At 57.7% G+C, this 16,956-nt stretch carries 15 protein-coding genes and 3 tRNA genes; 8 read left to right on the top strand and 10 right to left on the bottom strand.

Annotated elements, in window-relative coordinates; translation table 11 throughout:
* Positions 1-44: 44 nt before the first annotated feature.
* Genes amiB through nnr form a run of 3 tightly spaced genes read right to left on the bottom strand, consistent with a single transcriptional unit; the run spans position 45 to position 3,705 of the window.
* Positions 45-1,715, bottom strand: coding sequence for an N-acetylmuramoyl-L-alanine amidase AmiB (gene amiB / locus ACNY69_RS10830; protein ID WP_418798295.1), 1,671 nt, complete (start codon positions 1,713-1,715; stop codon positions 45-47).
* Entirely contained in the window at positions 1,712-2,188 is a 477-nt protein-coding gene (gene tsaE / locus ACNY69_RS10825; protein WP_111139655.1) for a tRNA (adenosine(37)-N6)-threonylcarbamoyltransferase complex ATPase subunit type 1 TsaE, read from the bottom strand. The genes amiB and tsaE overlap by 4 nt, the downstream gene beginning before the upstream one ends.
* Positions 2,185-3,705 (bottom strand): bifunctional ADP-dependent NAD(P)H-hydrate dehydratase/NAD(P)H-hydrate epimerase, encoded by a 1,521-nt coding sequence (nnr, locus tag ACNY69_RS10820; RefSeq protein WP_418798293.1) that lies wholly within the window; start codon positions 3,703-3,705, stop codon positions 2,185-2,187. Before nnr ends, tsaE begins: the two co-directional genes overlap by 4 nt.
* On the opposite strand from nnr, the gene queG reads away from it, so the two are divergent.
* Positions 3,704-4,843 (top strand): tRNA epoxyqueuosine(34) reductase QueG, encoded by a 1,140-nt coding sequence (queG, locus tag ACNY69_RS10815; RefSeq protein WP_418798291.1) that lies wholly within the window; start codon positions 3,704-3,706, stop codon positions 4,841-4,843. The two genes, nnr and queG, sit on opposite strands and share 2 nt — an antisense overlap.
* A gap of 349 nt (positions 4,844-5,192) precedes the next feature.
* Here queG and ACNY69_RS10810 read toward each other — a convergent pair.
* From ACNY69_RS10810 to orn, 4 genes are all read right to left on the bottom strand, one after another.
* Positions 5,193-5,268: transfer RNA gene (locus ACNY69_RS10810), tRNA-Gly, on the bottom strand.
* 26 nt (positions 5,269-5,294) lie between these two features.
* Positions 5,295-5,370 (bottom strand) — tRNA-Gly (locus ACNY69_RS10805).
* Positions 5,371-5,398: 28 nt separating this feature from the next.
* Positions 5,399-5,474, bottom strand: a tRNA-Gly gene (locus ACNY69_RS10800).
* A 154-nt stretch (positions 5,475-5,628) separates the two neighbouring features.
* Complete coding sequence (gene orn, locus ACNY69_RS10795; protein WP_293774378.1) at positions 5,629-6,177, bottom strand: oligoribonuclease; 549 nt, start codon at positions 6,175-6,177, stop codon at positions 5,629-5,631.
* A 101-nt stretch (positions 6,178-6,278) separates the two neighbouring features.
* Between orn and rsgA the strand changes: the two genes are divergently transcribed.
* The 3 genes from rsgA to mscM all read left to right on the top strand — a co-directional run bounded on the left by rsgA (position 6,279) and on the right by mscM (position 11,742).
* Complete coding sequence (gene rsgA, locus ACNY69_RS10790) at positions 6,279-7,328, top strand: small ribosomal subunit biogenesis GTPase RsgA (RefSeq protein ID WP_367395867.1); 1,050 nt, start codon at positions 6,279-6,281, stop codon at positions 7,326-7,328.
* A gap of 170 nt (positions 7,329-7,498) precedes the next feature.
* On the top strand, positions 7,499-8,398 hold the full coding sequence (asd, locus tag ACNY69_RS10785) for an archaetidylserine decarboxylase (RefSeq protein ID WP_111139660.1): 900 nt from the start codon (positions 7,499-7,501) through the stop codon (positions 8,396-8,398).
* Positions 8,399-8,412: 14 nt separating this feature from the next.
* Positions 8,413-11,742, top strand: coding sequence for a miniconductance mechanosensitive channel MscM (mscM, locus tag ACNY69_RS10780; protein WP_367395868.1), 3,330 nt, complete (start codon positions 8,413-8,415; stop codon positions 11,740-11,742).
* A gap of 46 nt (positions 11,743-11,788) precedes the next feature.
* On the opposite strand, the gene mdh is transcribed toward mscM, so the two are convergent.
* Positions 11,789-12,727, bottom strand: a complete 939-nt coding sequence (gene mdh / locus ACNY69_RS10775; RefSeq protein ID WP_293774372.1) for a malate dehydrogenase — start codon at positions 12,725-12,727, stop codon at positions 11,789-11,791.
* Positions 12,728-13,155: 428 nt separating this feature from the next.
* Between mdh and argR the strand changes: the two genes are divergently transcribed.
* The 4 genes from argR (at position 13,156) to yhcN (ACNY69_RS10755) (ending at position 15,072) form a co-directional block, all read left to right on the top strand.
* Positions 13,156-13,626, top strand: coding sequence for a transcriptional regulator ArgR (gene argR, locus ACNY69_RS10770; protein ID WP_009087485.1), 471 nt, complete (start codon positions 13,156-13,158; stop codon positions 13,624-13,626).
* Between the two features lie 468 nt (positions 13,627-14,094).
* Complete coding sequence (gene yhcN / locus ACNY69_RS10765) at positions 14,095-14,358, top strand: peroxide/acid stress response protein YhcN (RefSeq protein WP_111139663.1); 264 nt, start codon at positions 14,095-14,097, stop codon at positions 14,356-14,358.
* A 94-nt stretch (positions 14,359-14,452) separates the two neighbouring features.
* Positions 14,453-14,716 carry a YdgH/BhsA/McbA-like domain containing protein gene (locus ACNY69_RS10760; protein ID WP_111139664.1) on the top strand — a complete coding sequence of 88 codons (264 nt, stop codon included), beginning with the start codon at positions 14,453-14,455 and terminating at the stop codon, positions 14,714-14,716.
* 92 nt (positions 14,717-14,808) lie between these two features.
* Positions 14,809-15,072, top strand: a complete 264-nt coding sequence (gene yhcN / locus ACNY69_RS10755; RefSeq protein WP_111139665.1) for a peroxide/acid stress response protein YhcN — start codon at positions 14,809-14,811, stop codon at positions 15,070-15,072.
* 53 nt (positions 15,073-15,125) lie between these two features.
* Here the strand turns inward: yhcN (ACNY69_RS10755) and ACNY69_RS10750 are convergent, their stop codons facing one another.
* Together ACNY69_RS10750 and ACNY69_RS10745 are read right to left on the bottom strand one after the other, a co-directional pair.
* Complete coding sequence (locus ACNY69_RS10750; RefSeq protein WP_418798285.1) at positions 15,126-15,395, bottom strand: barstar family protein; 270 nt, start codon at positions 15,393-15,395, stop codon at positions 15,126-15,128.
* Positions 15,396-15,450: 55 nt separating this feature from the next.
* Positions 15,451-16,902 (bottom strand): NAD-dependent succinate-semialdehyde dehydrogenase, encoded by a 1,452-nt coding sequence (locus ACNY69_RS10745; RefSeq protein ID WP_111139666.1) that lies wholly within the window; start codon positions 16,900-16,902, stop codon positions 15,451-15,453.
* Between the last annotated feature and the right edge of the window lie 54 nt (positions 16,903-16,956).

Genomic DNA, 16,956 nt, shown 5'->3' with positions numbered 1-16,956 from the left:
ATATCCTCTTAGCTGACAGCCCGGCGCAGCGGCCGGGCACACAATCAGGATGCAGGAATTTTCAGGTTCTGCCCCAGCATGACGTTGGTCGACTTCAGATTATTGGTCTGCATTATGGCTTTCGGGCTGACGCCGTAGTGCGCCGCAATCCCGGTCAGGGAATCGCCGACGACGACCTTATGGCGAACCATACCGCGCGGCGCGGCGCGGGTGGTCCGGCTGGCGGCCGCACTGGCCGGGACTTTCAGCCGCTGGCCGACCCACACCACATCACGCTTCAGGGTGTTCATCTCACGCAGCGTGGCCATGCTGACACCATATTTCGCGGCGATGCCGGAGAGCGTCTCCCCGCGCGTAACGGTATGGCGCTGAGTCACGCCGGTATACTGCGTCACCCCGGTCGCCGGATTACTGGCGACGCTCACCGCTGGCGACGAGCCCAGCGGCAGGTTTTCCTCCTTTGGGATGGATTGCAGCGGGTGCGCCAGGAAATAAGTGCGCAGACCTTTATAGATCGACTGCGCAATCTTATCCTGGTGTGCGCTACTGCCTAGCAGTCGCTCCTCCGAGGAATTACTGATGAAGCCGGTTTCCACCAGCAGAGAAGGAATGTCCGGCGAGCGAAGGACCCCAAGGCTGGCGTGCTCAGGCAGACGCTTGTGCAGCGAGGTAACGCCGCGCAGCTGCTGCAGGACTTTCTGCGCGATGTCATAGCCAACGCGCTGCGAGTGACCGAACTGCAGGTCAAGTACCGCCTGACTGAGATAAGGATCGGCCTGGCTGTTCGCCAGCAGGTCTCCTGCACCGCCCAGCAGCTCAGACTGCTTCTCTTTCTGCTCCAGCCAGTTAGCCATCTCGTTGTTGGCGCGACGGTTTGATAACACCCAGACTGACGCGCCGGTCGCCGCATGGCTTGGGGCCGCATCCGCATGGATCGACACCAGCACGTTGGCGTTGGCTTTACGCGCCACATCGGAACGGCCCATAACTGAGATAAAATAGTCGCCATCGCGTGTCAGCACGCCTTTGAACATCGGATCGTTATTCAGCAGCACCCGCAGTTTTCGGGCGATCGCAATCGTTACGTTCTTCTCTTTTAACCCGCGCTGGCCGATAGCACCCGGATCCTGGCCGCCATGGCCGGCATCTATCGCCACAATCACGGTGTCATTCTGGCTGACGCGACTGCCGGGGCGCACGGTGCTGGCCGTGCTGGTCACCGAGGTCACCGGATTGGCATTAAACGGATTGGCCGCGGCGGCACTCGGGGTCGGCACGCGCGTCGGGGCGATGACCGGTGCGGGCTCGCTGCGCGTCACCACCGGCGCTTTACCGGTAATGGTAAAGACCACGCTGTAGTTGTTGCCGTCGCGCTGAGTGACCGCCCGGGTTTTCCCCGCCTGGGTCAGTTCAAACACCAGCCGCACGCTCTGCTTGTCCTTTGGGGTACTGCTGCGAATGCGCCTGACGATGTTCTCACCGCTGAAGTTCAGCGGTAACCCCTGCACCACACCGCTCTGACGGACGTCGAGCACCACGCGATCGGGGTTGTGCAGCGGGAAATAGCCATAGACCGGCTGTCCGGAAAAATTCAGGGTGATGGTTGCCTGGCTGTCACCGTTGGCCACTTTGATATCTGACAGCGTGGCGGCAAACAGGGGAGCAGAAACCAGCAGCAGCAGTGACGCCAGCGCGATTTTCATCCATGACATCATGCCTGTTCCCTGCCCTGGCTGAACCGTTCAACCCACTGCTGGCCTGACGCGGATTGTGCCGTCAGCGCCGCTTCACGCGCCTCGCCCACATAGCGCAGCGTTAAGGTAAGGTCGGGCGACGGCAGGAATCCGGCCCCCTGCTGCGGCCACTCGACCAGACAGATCGCCTCACCGCTGAAATAGTCGCGGATCCCCATAAATTCCAGCTCTTCCGGATCGGCGAGGCGATAGAGGTCGAAATGGTAGAGGGTCCGGTCGGTCAGCGTGTAAGGCTCAACCAGAGTGTAGGTGGGACTTTTGACGTTGCCCTGATGGCCCAGCGCCTGCAGAAAGCCGCGGCTGAAGGTGGTTTTACCCGCCCCCAGATCGCCATAGAGATAAATGACTGCCGCGCTGCCACAGGCGCGCGCCAGCTGAGCGCCCAGACTGAGCGTAGCCGCCTCATCGGGCAAAGAGATAACACAGGTCTTCATGCTTCTTTATTCATCTCAGGATTAACAAACTGCCACAGGAGATCCAGTAAATCGGTTGCCAGCATACCGCGCGTTCCGCGTTGCGCCGCGACCGCATCGGCGGCGGCTCCGTGGGCCACACAGCCCGCGCAGGCCGCGTCAAACAGCGTCAGTTTCTGGCCTGCCAGCGAGGCGATGATCCCACTCAGGAGATCGCCCATTCCGCCCGATGCCATACCGGCATTGCCGACATCGGCAAAGGCCATTTCGCCCTGCTCGCTGGCAATCAGTGTACCGGCACCTTTCAGAACCACCACGCCACCGTAACGCTGCGCCAGTGTCTGCGCTGCATGTAAGCGGTCACTCTCAATTTCACTGGTCTCAATATTCAGCAAACGCGCCGCTTCGCCAGGATGCGGCGTAATAATGCGATTCTGACGTTTCTCCGCACTGATTGCCAGCAGGTTAAGTGCATCCGCGTCCCAAAGCATCGGCTTTTCACTGGCCGCGACCTGCTTCAGCGCCCGCTTTCCCCACTCACGCTGGCCCAGACCGGGGCCGATAGCGATGACATCGGCCCACGCCAGCGCCTCCGTCAGCCGCTCGTCGGTCAGTTCATCGACCATGACTTCGGGGCGGGCGGTAAGAATCGGGATGATATTATCTTTGTGAGTAAGCACTCGCACTAATCCGCTGCCGCTGCGCAGCGCCGCCTCTGCCGTCATGCGCACCGCCCCGGCCGTACCGGCATCGCCTCCCACCACCAGCAGACGACCGTGACTGCCTTTGTGCGAGGTCGGCTTACGCGGTTTCAGCCAGCGGGAGAGTACGCTGGCGTCGTAACGGGCGATGGGGGCCGTCTCGCCCGCCAGAAACGCGGCCAGCCCCAGATCGGCAGCGAAGAGTTTGCCGACGTAGTCACGCGCCTTGCCGGTTATCTGTCCCGGCTTCAGCGCGACCAGGCTCAGCGTATGGCAGGCGTCTATGACCGCGCCGGGCGCCGTGCCGTTGCGGGCCGATAAGCCGGACGGGATATCGATGGCAAGAACCGGCGCAGCGTGGGCATTAACGCGTGCGATCAGCGAGGCGTAAGGTTCGTCCGGCGCACGCTGGCAGCCGGTGCCCAGCAGCGCATCGACGATCACATCGACCTGCTCTGGCCAGACCGCATCGGCCGCATGGATTGCACCGCCCGCATCCAGCCAGGCATCGCGGGCCCGCTGCGCCTCTTCCGGTAACGCCCTGTCACTTTGGCACGCCAGCAGCGTCACCGTTTTGCCTGCCGCCTGCCCCAGCCGCGCCACCACATAGCCATCCCCGCCGTTATTGCCGTGACCACACAGAATCAGCCAGTGGCTGGCCTGCGGCCAGTGCGCAGTCAGATGCGTAAAGGCCGCCTGCCCGGCGCGCAGCATCAGCTCATACAGGGTGATGCCGAGTGCGTCGGCCCCCTGTTGCTCAAGCTGCGCCACTGCCTGCGCAGGCCAGACAGAATATGGTAAACTGCGGCTGTTTTTCTTCGAATCCTGGTCACTCATGTCATACCCTCTCGATCTTCATCAACTCGCACAGCAGATTAAACAGTGGGGAGCCGAACTCGGTTTCCAGCAGGTTGGCATCACCGACACCGATCTCAGTGCCGAAGAGCCGCGTCTGCAGGCGTGGCTGGACAAGCAGTATCATGGCGAGATGGCGTGGATGGCGCGACACGGCATGATGCGGGCGCGTCCGCATGAACTGCTGCCCGGCACGCTGCGTGTGATCAGCGTTCGCATGAACTACCTTCCGGCCAAAGCCGCCTTTGCCAGCACGCTGAAAAATCCCCGTCTGGGCTATGTCAGCCGTTATGCGTTAGGCCGCGATTACCACAAAGTATTGCGCAATCGACTGAAAAAGCTCGGGGAAATGATCCAGGCGCATTGTGGCGAGCTTAATTTTCGCCCCTTTGTCGACTCCGCCCCGCTGCTGGAACGCCCGCTGGCGGCGAAAGCCGGGCTTGGCTGGACCGGTAAACATTCGCTGATTCTGAATCGCGAAGCGGGCTCGTGGTTTTTCCTCGGCGAACTGCTGATCGACATTCCGCTGCCGGTGGATACGCCGCAGCCGGAGCAGTGTGGCCGCTGTGTCGCCTGCATGACAATCTGCCCCACCGGCGCCATCACAGAACCTTACGTTGTGGATGCCCGCCGCTGTATTTCTTATCTCACCATTGAGCTGGAAGGCGCAATCCCGGAAGCGTTTCGTCCACTGATGGGCAACCGGATCTATGGCTGCGATGACTGCCAGCTCATCTGTCCGTGGAATCGCTATGGTCAGCTCAGTGACGAAAGCGACTTTTCGCCACGCGCCGCATTGCATGCGCCGGCGCTGATCGATCTGTTTCAGTGGGATGAAGCGAAGTTTCTGCGCATCACCGAAGGCTCGGCGATTCGGCGCATCGGACATTTACGCTGGCTGCGCAATATCGCCGTCGCGCTGGGTAACGCGCCCTGGTCGGCCGACATCATGCCGGTGCTGGAACGGCGTCTCGGCGAGAGTGAATTGCTGGATGAACATATTCAGTGGGCGATCGCGCAGCAGCAGCAGAAACGCGAACAGCTCGTTGTCGACGTGCAGCCTGCCCAGCAGAAACGGCTGGTGCGTGCCGTTGAGAAAGGTTTACCGCGTGATGCGTGAATGACCAGCCCGGCGCAGATTATCGTTTTCCACATGCTGTGAATAAAAATAAAAAGTTGTTGTCATTCAACTGCAATGACGCTGTTTTTGCTGCCAGATAACAAATTGAAATATTATCAAAAGCAAAAATATCAAAAGGTTATAAAAAAGTTGTGTTTATTTGATAATGAGACTAGCGCTTCGCTTAAAACAGAAAGCTGTGGATAACTCTGTTCAGAAATGATTTGCAGATCGCGCTAACGGGCGCTGAGAATGGGGTGTCGCGCTGTGGATAACCCTGAGGAAACCATTAAGGCGTTACGACGCAAAACAGCCGCAATTTTTGACTGAAACAGTGTGATGTTAAATCTGGAGCGGGAAACGAGACTCGAACTCGCGACCCCGACCTTGGCAAGGTCGTGCTCTACCAACTGAGCTATTCCCGCATAAGAAGGGCACTGCTATATAAAACTGGAGCGGGAAACGAGACTCGAACTCGCGACCCCGACCTTGGCAAGGTCGTGCTCTACCAACTGAGCTATTCCCGCAAAGAGGGTACTGCTTACATCTTAAATCTGGAGCGGGAAACGAGACTCGAACTCGCGACCCCGACCTTGGCAAGGTCGTGCTCTACCAACTGAGCTATTCCCGCGCCTTGTACCGTTACAAAATTCTTCACCGGTACGGGGTGCGCATTATACGAGAAATCGTTGCTGCTGCAAGCCTCTGAAAGCAAAAATTTTCGCTTTCTGCGCGTTTGCCGATTTAATCGTCAACCTGGCGATTTCATGCGCACCCCCCGGCGATTAAAGCTGCAAAAAGTGTTCGCGGTAGTAAGCCAGCTCCGCCACGGACTCGCGGATGTCATCCAGCGCCTGATGTGTGCCGCCTTTTTTGAAGCCCGGCAGGATCTCGGGCTTCCAGCGGCGGGCCAGCTCTTTCAGCGTACTGACATCCAGATAGCGATAGTGGAAATAAGCCTCCAGCTCGGGCATATATTTAAACAGGAAGCGGCGATCCTGCCCGATACTATTGCCACAGATCGGCGAGCTATTCGCGGGCACCCACTGCTTCAGAAATTCGATGGTCGCCAGCTCCGCGGCGCGATCGTCAATTTTGCTCTCTTTGACCCGCGCCACCAGACCACTGTTGGTGTGGGTGCGGACATTCCACTCATCCATCAGCGCCAGCTGTTCATCCGACTGATGAACGGCCATAACCGGCCCTTCCGCGAGAATGTTAAGATTGGCGTCGGTCACCAGGGTCGCAATCTCAATAATGCGATCGTGCGTCGGATCGAGTCCGGTCATCTCAAGATCAATCCAGATCAGATTCTGTTCATTTCCAGTAGCCATGCTGTTTCCTGCGGTTGCTATAGTCGTCATTCACAATGAATAAGGTGTATCATAGACGTTTTGCCCAGCCGGGCGAAATCTGGCTAACGCTGTGAGGGTGAGTGAGTAAAAATAAACTGTCGAAGGGCCAACAACGCCGCGTAAGCGCAAACCACGATCGCCGTCTCAACCAGCGCAGAGAGCGTCCGGAAGCGGATGACAACCTGTTTGGTGAAGCTGCAGATGGGGTCGTTGTCAGCCGTTTTGGCATGCATGCTGACGTTGAGGATAGCGCAGGCGTCACCCACCGCTGCAATATCCGCCGTACTATCCGTTCGCTGGTCACAGGCGATCGGGTGTTGTGGCGTCCGGCAACCAGCGGCGGCAAAGGTATTGTCGAAGCGGTGCACGAGCGCACCAGCGTCTTAACCCGCCCCGACTTTTACGACGGCGTAAAGCCGATGGCGGCAAACATCGATCAGATTATTATCGTCTCCGCCATCCTGCCAGAGCTGTCGCTGAACATCATCGATCGTTACCTGGTAGCCAGCGAAACGCTGGAGATCGAACCGCTGCTGGTCCTGAACAAAACCGATCTGCTGGATGAGGCTGCGCGTCTCCGTGTTGACCAGCAGATGGATATCTATCGCCAGATTGGCTATCGCGTGGTCATGGTTTCCAGCCGGGCGAAAAATGGTCTGGACGCTCTGGAAGCGGCGCTCACCGACCGCGTCAGTATCTTTGCCGGACAGTCGGGCGTCGGCAAATCGAGCCTGCTGAATGCCCTGCTCGGCTTCGACAAAGATGAGCAGGCCGCTATCCTGACCAACGACGTGTCCGACGGTTCAGGCCTGGGCCAGCACACCACCACCGCTTCCCGGCTTTACCACTTCCCGCACGGCGGCGACGTGATCGATTCACCGGGCGTGCGTGAGTTCGGTTTATGGCATCTGGAGCCGGAACAGGTGACCCGTGGGTTTGTCGAGTTCCGCGCCTTCCTGGGCGCATGTAAATTCCGAGACTGTAAGCACGGCAGCGATCCGGGCTGCGCCATTCGCGAAGCGGTTGAAGAGGGAAAAATTAACCGCTCCCGTTTCGATAACTACCACCGTATCCTGGAGAGCATGGCACAGGTAAAAACGCGTAAAAATTTCCCTGACGGTGAGAGTTAACCGGTATAACCGCCTCTGCGCCCACCAGCCGCTGCATTTTGCGAAGTGCATTCCAGTCGTGCACACGGAACGTGCAGCGTGCCGGAAATCGGATATAGTCGCGATCTGAACGGGGCACTGCTACAATCCGCCCCCTTTTTTACAACGTCATAAATAGCCAGGAGGCTAAGGTGTTTGATCGTTTAAAACTCGGCTTGAATCATATTCTCCCGAAGAAATGGCTGACTGAACTTGCCGGTTGGGGCGCCAGTCGCCGCGGTGGTTGGTTAACCAAACTGGTCATCGACATCTTTGTCTGGTTTTACAAGGTAGACATGGCAGAGGCACGTAAGCCTGACACGGCCAGCTATCGCACCTTTAATGACTTTTTCGTGCGTCCGCTGAAAGATGACGCGCGTCCGGTCGATGCCGATGCCAGCCTGATCGCCCTGCCCGCAGATGGCGCGATCAGCCAGCTCGGTCACATTGACGGCGACCAGATTTTCCAGGCTAAAGGTCATCACTACTCCCTGGAAGCGTTGCTGGCGGGCGATGAGCGCATGGCAGCCCGCTTTGTGGAGGGCGAATTCGTCACCACCTATCTGGCACCACGCGACTATCACCGCGTCCATATGCCGTGCAACGGTATCCTGCGCGAGATGATCTATGTGCCTGGCGACCTCTATTCGGTCAACCCACTGACCGCGCGTAATATCCCGAACCTGTTTGCCCGCAATGAGCGCGTGATCTGCTACTTTGAAACCGATATCGGCCCGATGGTGCAAATCCTGGTCGGTGCCACCATCGTCGGCAGCATCGAAACCGTCTGGGCGGGCACTATCACGCCGCCGCGTGAAGGGGTGATTAAACGCTGGCACTATCCGGCAGCCGAAGATGAAGGCGCGGTGGTCCTGCTGAAAGGTCAGGAGATGGGCCGCTTTAAACTCGGCTCGACTGTAATCAACCTGTTCGCACCAGGCCGCGTCAAACTGGCGGAAAGCCTGGAAGCGGAAAGCAAAACCCGTCTCGGCCAGCCGCTGGCAATTGCGCTGCCGGTCGCCACGGACATGTCTGACGTCATTACTGACTAAATTGAGAGTCCTCTGTGCGCCCGATTCTCCTCCTGCTGCTGAGCCTCTGGCTCAGCAGCCCGGCCTCTGCGGCCAGCCTTCCTGACGCCAGCCAGCTTAAACAGCAGCTGGAAGAGATCAAATCGGCCAAAAGCTCCCCGACGCAGGCGGAGCAGATCCAGACGATCGAAGCTGCCCTGAATTTCCTCTCTGAACGCGATGAATCACTGGAGCGCGCCGCGCAATATCAGCAGGTCATTGACGATTTCCCGCGTCTGGCGCGTGAACTGCGTCAGCAGATTGCCGCATTGAGCGACAGCGGGAAAACCGTGCGCAGCAATATGAGCAGCGCCGAGCTGGATCAGGAGATCCTGCAGGTCAGCAGTCAGCTGCTGGAGGAGGGTCGTCAGGCGCGACAGGAGCAGGATCGGGCGCGGGAGATCAGTGACTCCTTATCTCAGCTGCCCCAGCAGCAGACCGACGCCCGCCGGGCGATGACAGAGAGCGAACGCCGCTTACAGGGCGTCAGCAGCAGTTCGCCTCAGGGTCAGCTGCAACTGGCGGCCCGCCAGGCTGAAAACGCCGCCAACAAAGCGCGCGTCGATGAACTCGAACTGGCGCAGCTTTCAGCCAACAACCGTCAGGAGCTGGCGCGGATGCGCGCAGAGGTCCATCAGCGTAAAGCGACGCAGCTGGATAACTATCTGCAGGCGCTGCGCAATCAGCTCAACGACCAGCGGCAGCGTGAGGCGGAAGTTGCGCTGGCGCGCACCGAACAGCTGGCCGAAAACAGTGGCGATCTGCCGCCGGCGATCAGCGATCAGTTCCGGGTCAACCGCGAACTCTCTGGTGCGCTGAATCAGCAGGCGCAGCGCATGGATCTGGTGGCGTCGCAGCAGCGCCTTGCCACCAACCAGATTATTCAGGTCCGTCAGGCGCTCTCTACCCTGCGCGAACAGTCGCAGTGGCTGGGCGCCTCGAACCTGCTGGGGGAAGCGCTGCGCGCGCAGGTTGCGCGTCTGCCGGAGATGCCGAAATCGCAGCAGATTGACAATGAGATGGCGCAGCTTCGCGTGCAGCGTCTTTACTACGAAGATCTGCTGGAGCGCCAGGAGTCCCTGCGTAAAGGACACCAGGCCGATGGTCAGGCCTACACGGCCGATCAGAAACGTATTCTTGATGCCCAGCTCCGCACCCAGCGTGAGCTGCTTAACTCTCTGATCTCCGGCTGCGACACGCTGATCCTGGAGATCACCAAACTGAAAGTCGGCAACACTCAGTTGCAGGACGCGCTGACCGAGGTCAAGGATGCAACCCACCGCTACCTGTTCTGGACCGCCGATGTCAGCCCGATCAGCCTGAGCTACCCGCTGGATCTGGCGAAAGATCTCTCCCGCCTGCTGTCGCTGGACACCCTGGGTCAGCTCGGCAAAGCGATGGCGATGATGTTTACCAGCCGCCATTCGGTGCTGCCGATTATTGGCGCGCTGCTGCTGGTCGGTTTCAGTATCAGCTCACGCCGTCACTTCAATGCATTTCTCGAACGCTCCGCCAGTAAAGTCGGTAAGGTCACGCAGGATCGCTTCCGCCTGACCATCCGTACGGTGTTCTGGTCGATTCTGGTGGCGCTGCCGCTGCCGGTGCTGTGGGGGGCGCTGGGCTATGGCCTGCAGAACGCCTGGCCCTACCCTATTGCCGTGGCGATTGGTGATGGCATTACCGCCACACTACCCCTGCTGTGGGTCTTTATGATCAGCGCCGCCTTTGCCCGGCCCAACGGCCTGTTTATCGTGCATTTCCGCTGGCCGCAGAACCGGGTGGCGCGCGCCATGCGCTACTATTCGCTGAGCATCGGCCTGATTGTGCCGCTGATCATGTTGCTGATCGCCTTAGGGAATCTGGAAGATCGCCAGTTCTCTGCATCGCTGGGCCGTCTCTGCTTTATCCTGATCTGTGGGGCAATCAGTATTGTCACCGTGAGCCTGAAGCGTTCCGGTATTCCGCTCTACCTCGATAAAGAGGGGAACGGCGAGAACATGGTCAACCGGATGCTATGGAACCTGATGATCGCCATGCCGCTGATGGCCGCCCTCGCCTCCGCCGTGGGATATCTGGCGACCGCGCAGGCGCTGCTGGCGCGTCTGGAAACCTCCGTCGCCATCTGGTTCCTGTTGCTGGTCATCTACTACATCATCCGGCGCTGGATGCTGATTCAGCGTCGCCGGCTCGGCTTTGACCGCGCCCGTCAGCGCCGCGCCGATATGCTGGCCAATCGGGCGCGCAGCGAAGAAGAGAAAGAGCAAGGCACTCAGAACACCGATGCGATTGAAATCGAAGAGCCGGTGATCGACCTGGATGCGATCAGCGCCCAGTCACTGCGGCTGGTGCGTTCTATCCTGACGCTGATTGCCCTGGTTTCCGTGATTGTGCTCTGGTCGGAAATCCACTCCGCCTTTGGCTTCCTGGAGAATATTCAATTGTGGGATGTCAGTACGTCCGTGCAGGGTGTGGAGTCGATCCAGCCAATCACCCTGGGAGCGGTGCTGATTGCCATTCTGGTGTTTATCATCACTACCCAGCTGGTGCGCAATATGCCCGCGCTGCTTGAACTGGCGCTGCTGCAGCACCTGAATCTGACACCCGGCACAGGCTACGCCATCACGACCCTGACCAAGTATCTGCTGCTGCTGGTTGGCGGGCTGATTGGGTTCTCGATGATCGGGATTGAGTGGTCGAAGCTGCAGTGGCTGGTTGCGGCACTCGGTGTGGGACTGGGATTTGGTCTGCAGGAGATTTTTGCCAACTTTATCTCTGGTCTGATTATTCTGTTTGAAAAACCGATCCGTATCGGCGACACCGTAACGATCCGTGACCTGACCGGCAGTATCACCCGGATCAATACCCGCGCGACCACCATTACCGACTGGGACCGCAAAGAGATTATCGTGCCGAACAAAGCCTTTATCACGGAGCAGTTTATCAACTGGTCGCTGTCCGATTCGGTCACGCGCGTGGTACTGACTATCCCGGCCCCGGCTAAAGTCAGCAGTGAAGAGGTCACCACCATTCTTATACAGGCGGCCGAACGCTGCAGCTATGTGCTGGACACCCCACAGCCGGAAGCCTTCCTTGTGGATCTGCAGCAGGGTATTCAGCTGTTTGAACTGCGCGTACATGCCGCAGAGATGGGACACCGGATGCCGCTGCGTCATGAACTGCATCAACTGATTCTGCGTGGGTTCGATCAGCACGGTATTGAGATGCCGTTCCCGCCCTTCCAGATGCGTATGGAAACGCTGGGTAAGAAGCTGCCTGCCAGCAACGGCACACCGGCTGCCCGCGCCTATAAATCTGGCGGTCTGTAACGCAAAACGCCCGGCTGAGCCGGGCGTTTTCACGCTGTGGAGTGCGTTACTGCTTAACGAACGCTTCACCCTGAGCAATATCTTTCTTCAGCGTCTCCAGCATGCCCGACAGCGCCTGCTGCTCATACGCGCTCAGCGTGCCAATCGGCCTGCGTTCCGCAATACCGTTTTTACCCAGCAGTAGCGGCTGTGAGAAGAAGCGTGCATATTCGCCTTCGCCTTCCACATAGGCACACTCCACCACATTCGGCTCGCCATTCAGCGCGCGTACCAGAGACAGACCGAAACGGGCAGCAGCCTGACCCATCGACAGCGTCGCCGATCCGCCACCCGCTTTGGCTTCCACCACTTCTGTTCCGGCGTTCTGGATCCGCTTAGTCAGATCGGCAACCTCCTGATCGCTGAAGCTGACGCCATTAACCTGAGACAGCAGCGGCAGGATCGTCACGCCGGAGTGCCCGCCGATAACCGGGACTTCAACCTGGTCAGGTTGCCTGCCCTTCAGCGCCGCCACAAAAGTATTGGCACGGATGATATCCAGCGTTGTGACACCGAACAGACGATTTTTGTCGTAGACGCCGTGCTTTTTCAGCACTTCTGCCGCGATAGCCACGGTGGTATTAACCGGATTGGTAATGACACCAATCAGCGCCTTCGGTGCGGTCGTGGCCACCTGTTCAATCAGGTTGCGAACGATGCCGGCATTCACATTAAACAGATCTGCGCGATCCATACCGGGCTTCCGGGCGACACCGGCGGAGATCAATACCACGTCTGCGCCCTGTAAAGCCGGTGTTGCATCTTCGCCGCTGAATCCCTGAATGGAGACGGCAGTAGGGATATGACTGAGATCAACGGCAACGCCAGGCGTAACCGGCGCGATGTCATACAGTGAGAGTTCTGAACCTGCAGGAAGCTGGGTTTTGAGCAGAAGTGCGAGCGCCTGGCCTATGCCGCCAGCGGCACCGAGAACGGCAACTTTCATTCTTAACTCCTTATTAAGGTGGGGCAGAGATGGGCCGAAATTCTATCTGTGTCAGACCTTAATCAACTGCTCAGGCGATGATAATTATCCGCTGTTAATTCTACGTGCTTTCGCACTTAATCTCCGGATTCAAAAGTTACTTATCATTACGCCTGAATGACCGACAACCTTGCCGTCGTCAGACAGAGAACGGCTGCGTGCGTTTTCTGTTACTACACCACCAATAATATAACAACTTTGCAACCTTCGCTTTCTGCGGCTGTGACGGGGGTTTTGGTCTGAGCGGATTTATTTGCTATTATCGCCGCCCGCCAGCCGCCCGAACCCCGCTCACCAATCGAACGATTGCATAAAAATGCATTTAAATGCATAATCACCACTCTGCCGCGGGCGGATGCGCGGTTATTCACTCTATATATTGGTAACCTATGCGAAACCCATCTAAACAAGACGATCTGATCAAGGCTTTCAAAGCCTTATTAAAAGAAGAAAAATTCAGTTCCCAGGGCGAGATTGTTCAGGCGCTGCAGGATGAGGGCTTTGAGAATATCAATCAGTCCAAAGTCTCACGCATGCTGACGAAGTTTGGCGCGGTGCGTACCCGCAATGCCAAGATGGAGATGGTTTACTGTCTGCCGGCAGAACTTGGCGTACCGACCACCACCAGCCCGCTGAAAAATCTGGTACTGGATATCGACTACAATGACGCCCTGGTGGTAATCCATACCAGTCCTGGTGCCGCGCAGTTGATTGCCCGCTTGCTGGATTCGCTGGGTAAATCGGAAGGGATTCTGGGAACGATTGCCGGTGATGACACGATTTTTATTACCCGTGCGCGCGACTTTACGGTGAAGCAGTTGCACAGCGCCATTCTCAACCTGTTTGAGCAGGAACTCTGATAGCAGACTGACGGCTTCCGGTACAGACCTGGCCGTCAGCTTCCCGCGCCTTACCACGGCTTTCCGGTTTGCCCGCCTGGCCCTGCACCACAGACCGCTTTAATTACGGCGCCTGTGGGCAGAAATCATCTTCTGCTTCGCCTTCTGCGCTATTTTACGCTGCCTTACAACATTAATCCGGCACCATTGCCCGGATCCAGATCAAACCCCAGCCTGAAACACCCCTGCATTTCGCACTAAAAGTTAAAGTGATCTATATCACTGTTTTTGCACTTAAAAGCGGCGAAAAGGCTATTTTTTAAACGTTTTTTATAACGTTGAGTTATTAAAAGTAGCCATAAGGATAAAGTATCACAAAAAAACATTATTAGCGGGATATTAATTTCTCTCGTTATTAGTTCTATACTTCTTTTCGTGACGCAAATCACACAAACCAGAAAGATAAAAATAGACGACGAGGAAATATCTATGAACGTTAAAACTACCATCGCCACTCTGAGTATCCTTTCCGCTCTTTCATTTGGCGCTGTAGCAGCAGAATCTATCGATGCTGCCCAGGCGCAGAATCTGCAGCCTGCAGGCACCATCAGCGTCAGCGGCGTTGCCGGTTCACCAATGGATATCCGTCAGCAGCTCAGTGACAAAGCCGATCAGCAGGGCGCAAAAGCCTATCGCGTCATTGAGGCTTATAACAACGGCAACTACCACGCTACCGCCGCGCTTTATAACTAAGACGTAGCCCGATTAAGCCCGCCTCTCTTGTCAGACACGCACACTGCCGTGCCGGAGAGCGGAAGCAGAAACAGATATTGCAGGAGAGTTGATTATGAAAATGAAATTAGCTATCGCCGCCCTTGGCCTTTCCCTGATCTCAATGGGTGCAGGCGCTGCCAGCCTGGTGACTAATCAGGAAGCGCAGGGTTTGCAGTCGATGAACCAGACCATCAGCATCAGTGGCCGTAATGGCGACCAGACGCACGTCCGTCAGGTGCTGTCAGAGAAAGCGGATGCCCAGGGTGCCGGTCACTATCGGATCATTGAAAACAACCAGGATAACACCTGGCATATCACCGCTGAACTTTACAAATAACCGACCATGATGACGCCTGAACGGCGTTGAAAATATCGACGACCCGCCTTTACGATGAACCGCAGGTTGTTGAATATATTGAGGAGACGAACATGAATATCAAAACAACCATCGCTACAGTCAGCCTGCTTTCCGTTATGGCGTTCGGCGCATCTGCCGCGCAGCTGGTAACCGGCGACCAGACTCAGAATCTGCAGCCTGCGGGAACCGTGACCATCAGTGGCACAGCGGGTGCGCCAATGGATTACCGTGCTGAGCTTTCTCAGAAAGCCGATGCGCAGGGTGCCAGCGCCTACAAAGTGATTGAGGCGCGTACCGGTGACAACTACCACATCACCGCACAGCTTTATAAGTAATTCCTCGTCAGAATAATGACGAACCCTTTGGCCCCGCTCTCCGGGGCCTTTTTTTATCTGACGTTAAAGTGAAGCTGCCCTTCCAGCTCCTCTTCCGCTTCATCGAACAACAGAATCAGCGCACCATAACGCCGTCGCTGCCCCCTGCCCAGATTGATAAATTCAATCTCCAGCGGCATGGGTAACAGGTCGCCCGTCACCACATCCCATAATCCATCCAGATCGCAGATGCGGCGCTCTTCCAGCGCAAATCGCTCGCTGAACTGGCGGAAGAAATGGACCTGATCGACAATTTCATTAAAATCAAAACGCTCGATTTTCATGCTGACCGCTCCCATGCTCCGTCTGCGGGCGACCTCTGCCGCCCGTTTCTGTCCGTTAGCCCAAACCGCCCAGATGGAGCGTTTTGACTTCCAGATACTCCTCCATCCCCAGTACCGAACCTTCACGGCCCAGCCCCGACTCTTTCACGCCGCCGAAGGGGGCCAGCTCGGTTGAAACGGCACATTCGTTAATGCCGATCATGCCGCTCTCCAGCGCCGCTGAGACGCGGAACACCCGTTGCAGATTCTGGGTATAGAAGTAGGCGGCCAGACCGAACGGCGTGGCATTGGCGCGGCGGATGACATCCTCTTCATCATCAAAACGGAAACAGGCTGCCACCGGGCCGAACGTCTCCTCCTGCGCGAGCTGCATCTCTTCGTGGGCTTCGGCGATCACCGTGGGCTGCCAGAAGTTGCCGCCCAGAGCATGGCGTTCGCCCCCCGCCAGTAATTTGCCGCCTCTGGCGACGGCGTCTTTGACGTGCTGCTCCACCTTTTCCACCGCCGGGGCGTCGATCAGGGGGCCGACGATCACGCCCTCTTCCATGCCGTTACCGACTTTCAGCTTGTTGACCTCGGCCGCCAGCTGCTGCGTGAAACGATCATAGATCGCATTGTGAATGTAAAAGCGGTTCACGCTGACGCACACCTGGCCCGCGTTACGGAATTTGTTAGCGATCGCGCCCTGTACGGCGGCATCAATGTCAGCATCCTCAAACACGATGTAGGGAGCATTACCGCCCAGTTCCATCGACACTTTTTTCATGGTTTCGGCGGCATTGCGCATCAGCAGCTTGCCCACCTGCGTCGAGCCGGTAAATGAGATTTTGCGCACTACGTGGCTGGCCATAATCGCGTCACTGATGGCGTGAGTGTCACCGGCCACCGCATTCAGCACGCCATCCGGTACGCCCGCCTGCTTCGCCAGCGCCAGCAGCGCAAAGGCGGAGAGCGGCGTGTTATTGGCAGGTTTGATGATGCCGGTGCAGCCTGCGGCCAGGGCCGGCCCCAGCTTGCGGGTCAGCATCGCCATCGGGAAGTTCCACGGCGTAATGGCCGCCACCACGCCAATCGGTTCGCGGGTGGCCAGGATACGCGAGCCTGGTTTCGCGGGCGGAATGATCTCACCGTTGGCCCGTTTTGCCTGTTCGGCGAACCACTGAATAAAGCTGGCGGCATACTCGACTTCACCTTCCGCCTCTTTCACAGGCTTGCCCTGTTCCAGGGTCATTAGCTCGCCCAGCCAGCGTTTGTTCTCAATAATCAGCTGGTACCAGCGTGTGAGGATCTCAGAGCGTGCTTTTGCGGTGAGCGCCCGCCAGGCGGGAAAGGCGCGCTCTGCGGCGGCGATAGCCTGTTCCGTTTCCGTTTTACCCGCTTTTGCCACCTGCGCAATCACCTCGCCGGTCGCCGGATTGGTGACGTCGAAGGTGGAGGCTGCCTGATGCCACTGGCCATCCGCTAAATAGCCGGTCCGGAACAGTTCGCTCTCTTGCAGTGATTTCATTGATTCGCTCCTGTCAGTTTTACGCTTCCGTCCAGAGAGTATAGTTGGCAAAAG

It is taken from the genome of Pantoea graminicola (assembly GCF_048452665.1).
Lineage (GTDB): Bacteria > Pseudomonadota > Gammaproteobacteria > Enterobacterales > Enterobacteriaceae > Pantoea.
This window is presented reverse-complemented; position numbering and strand designations above follow the sequence as displayed.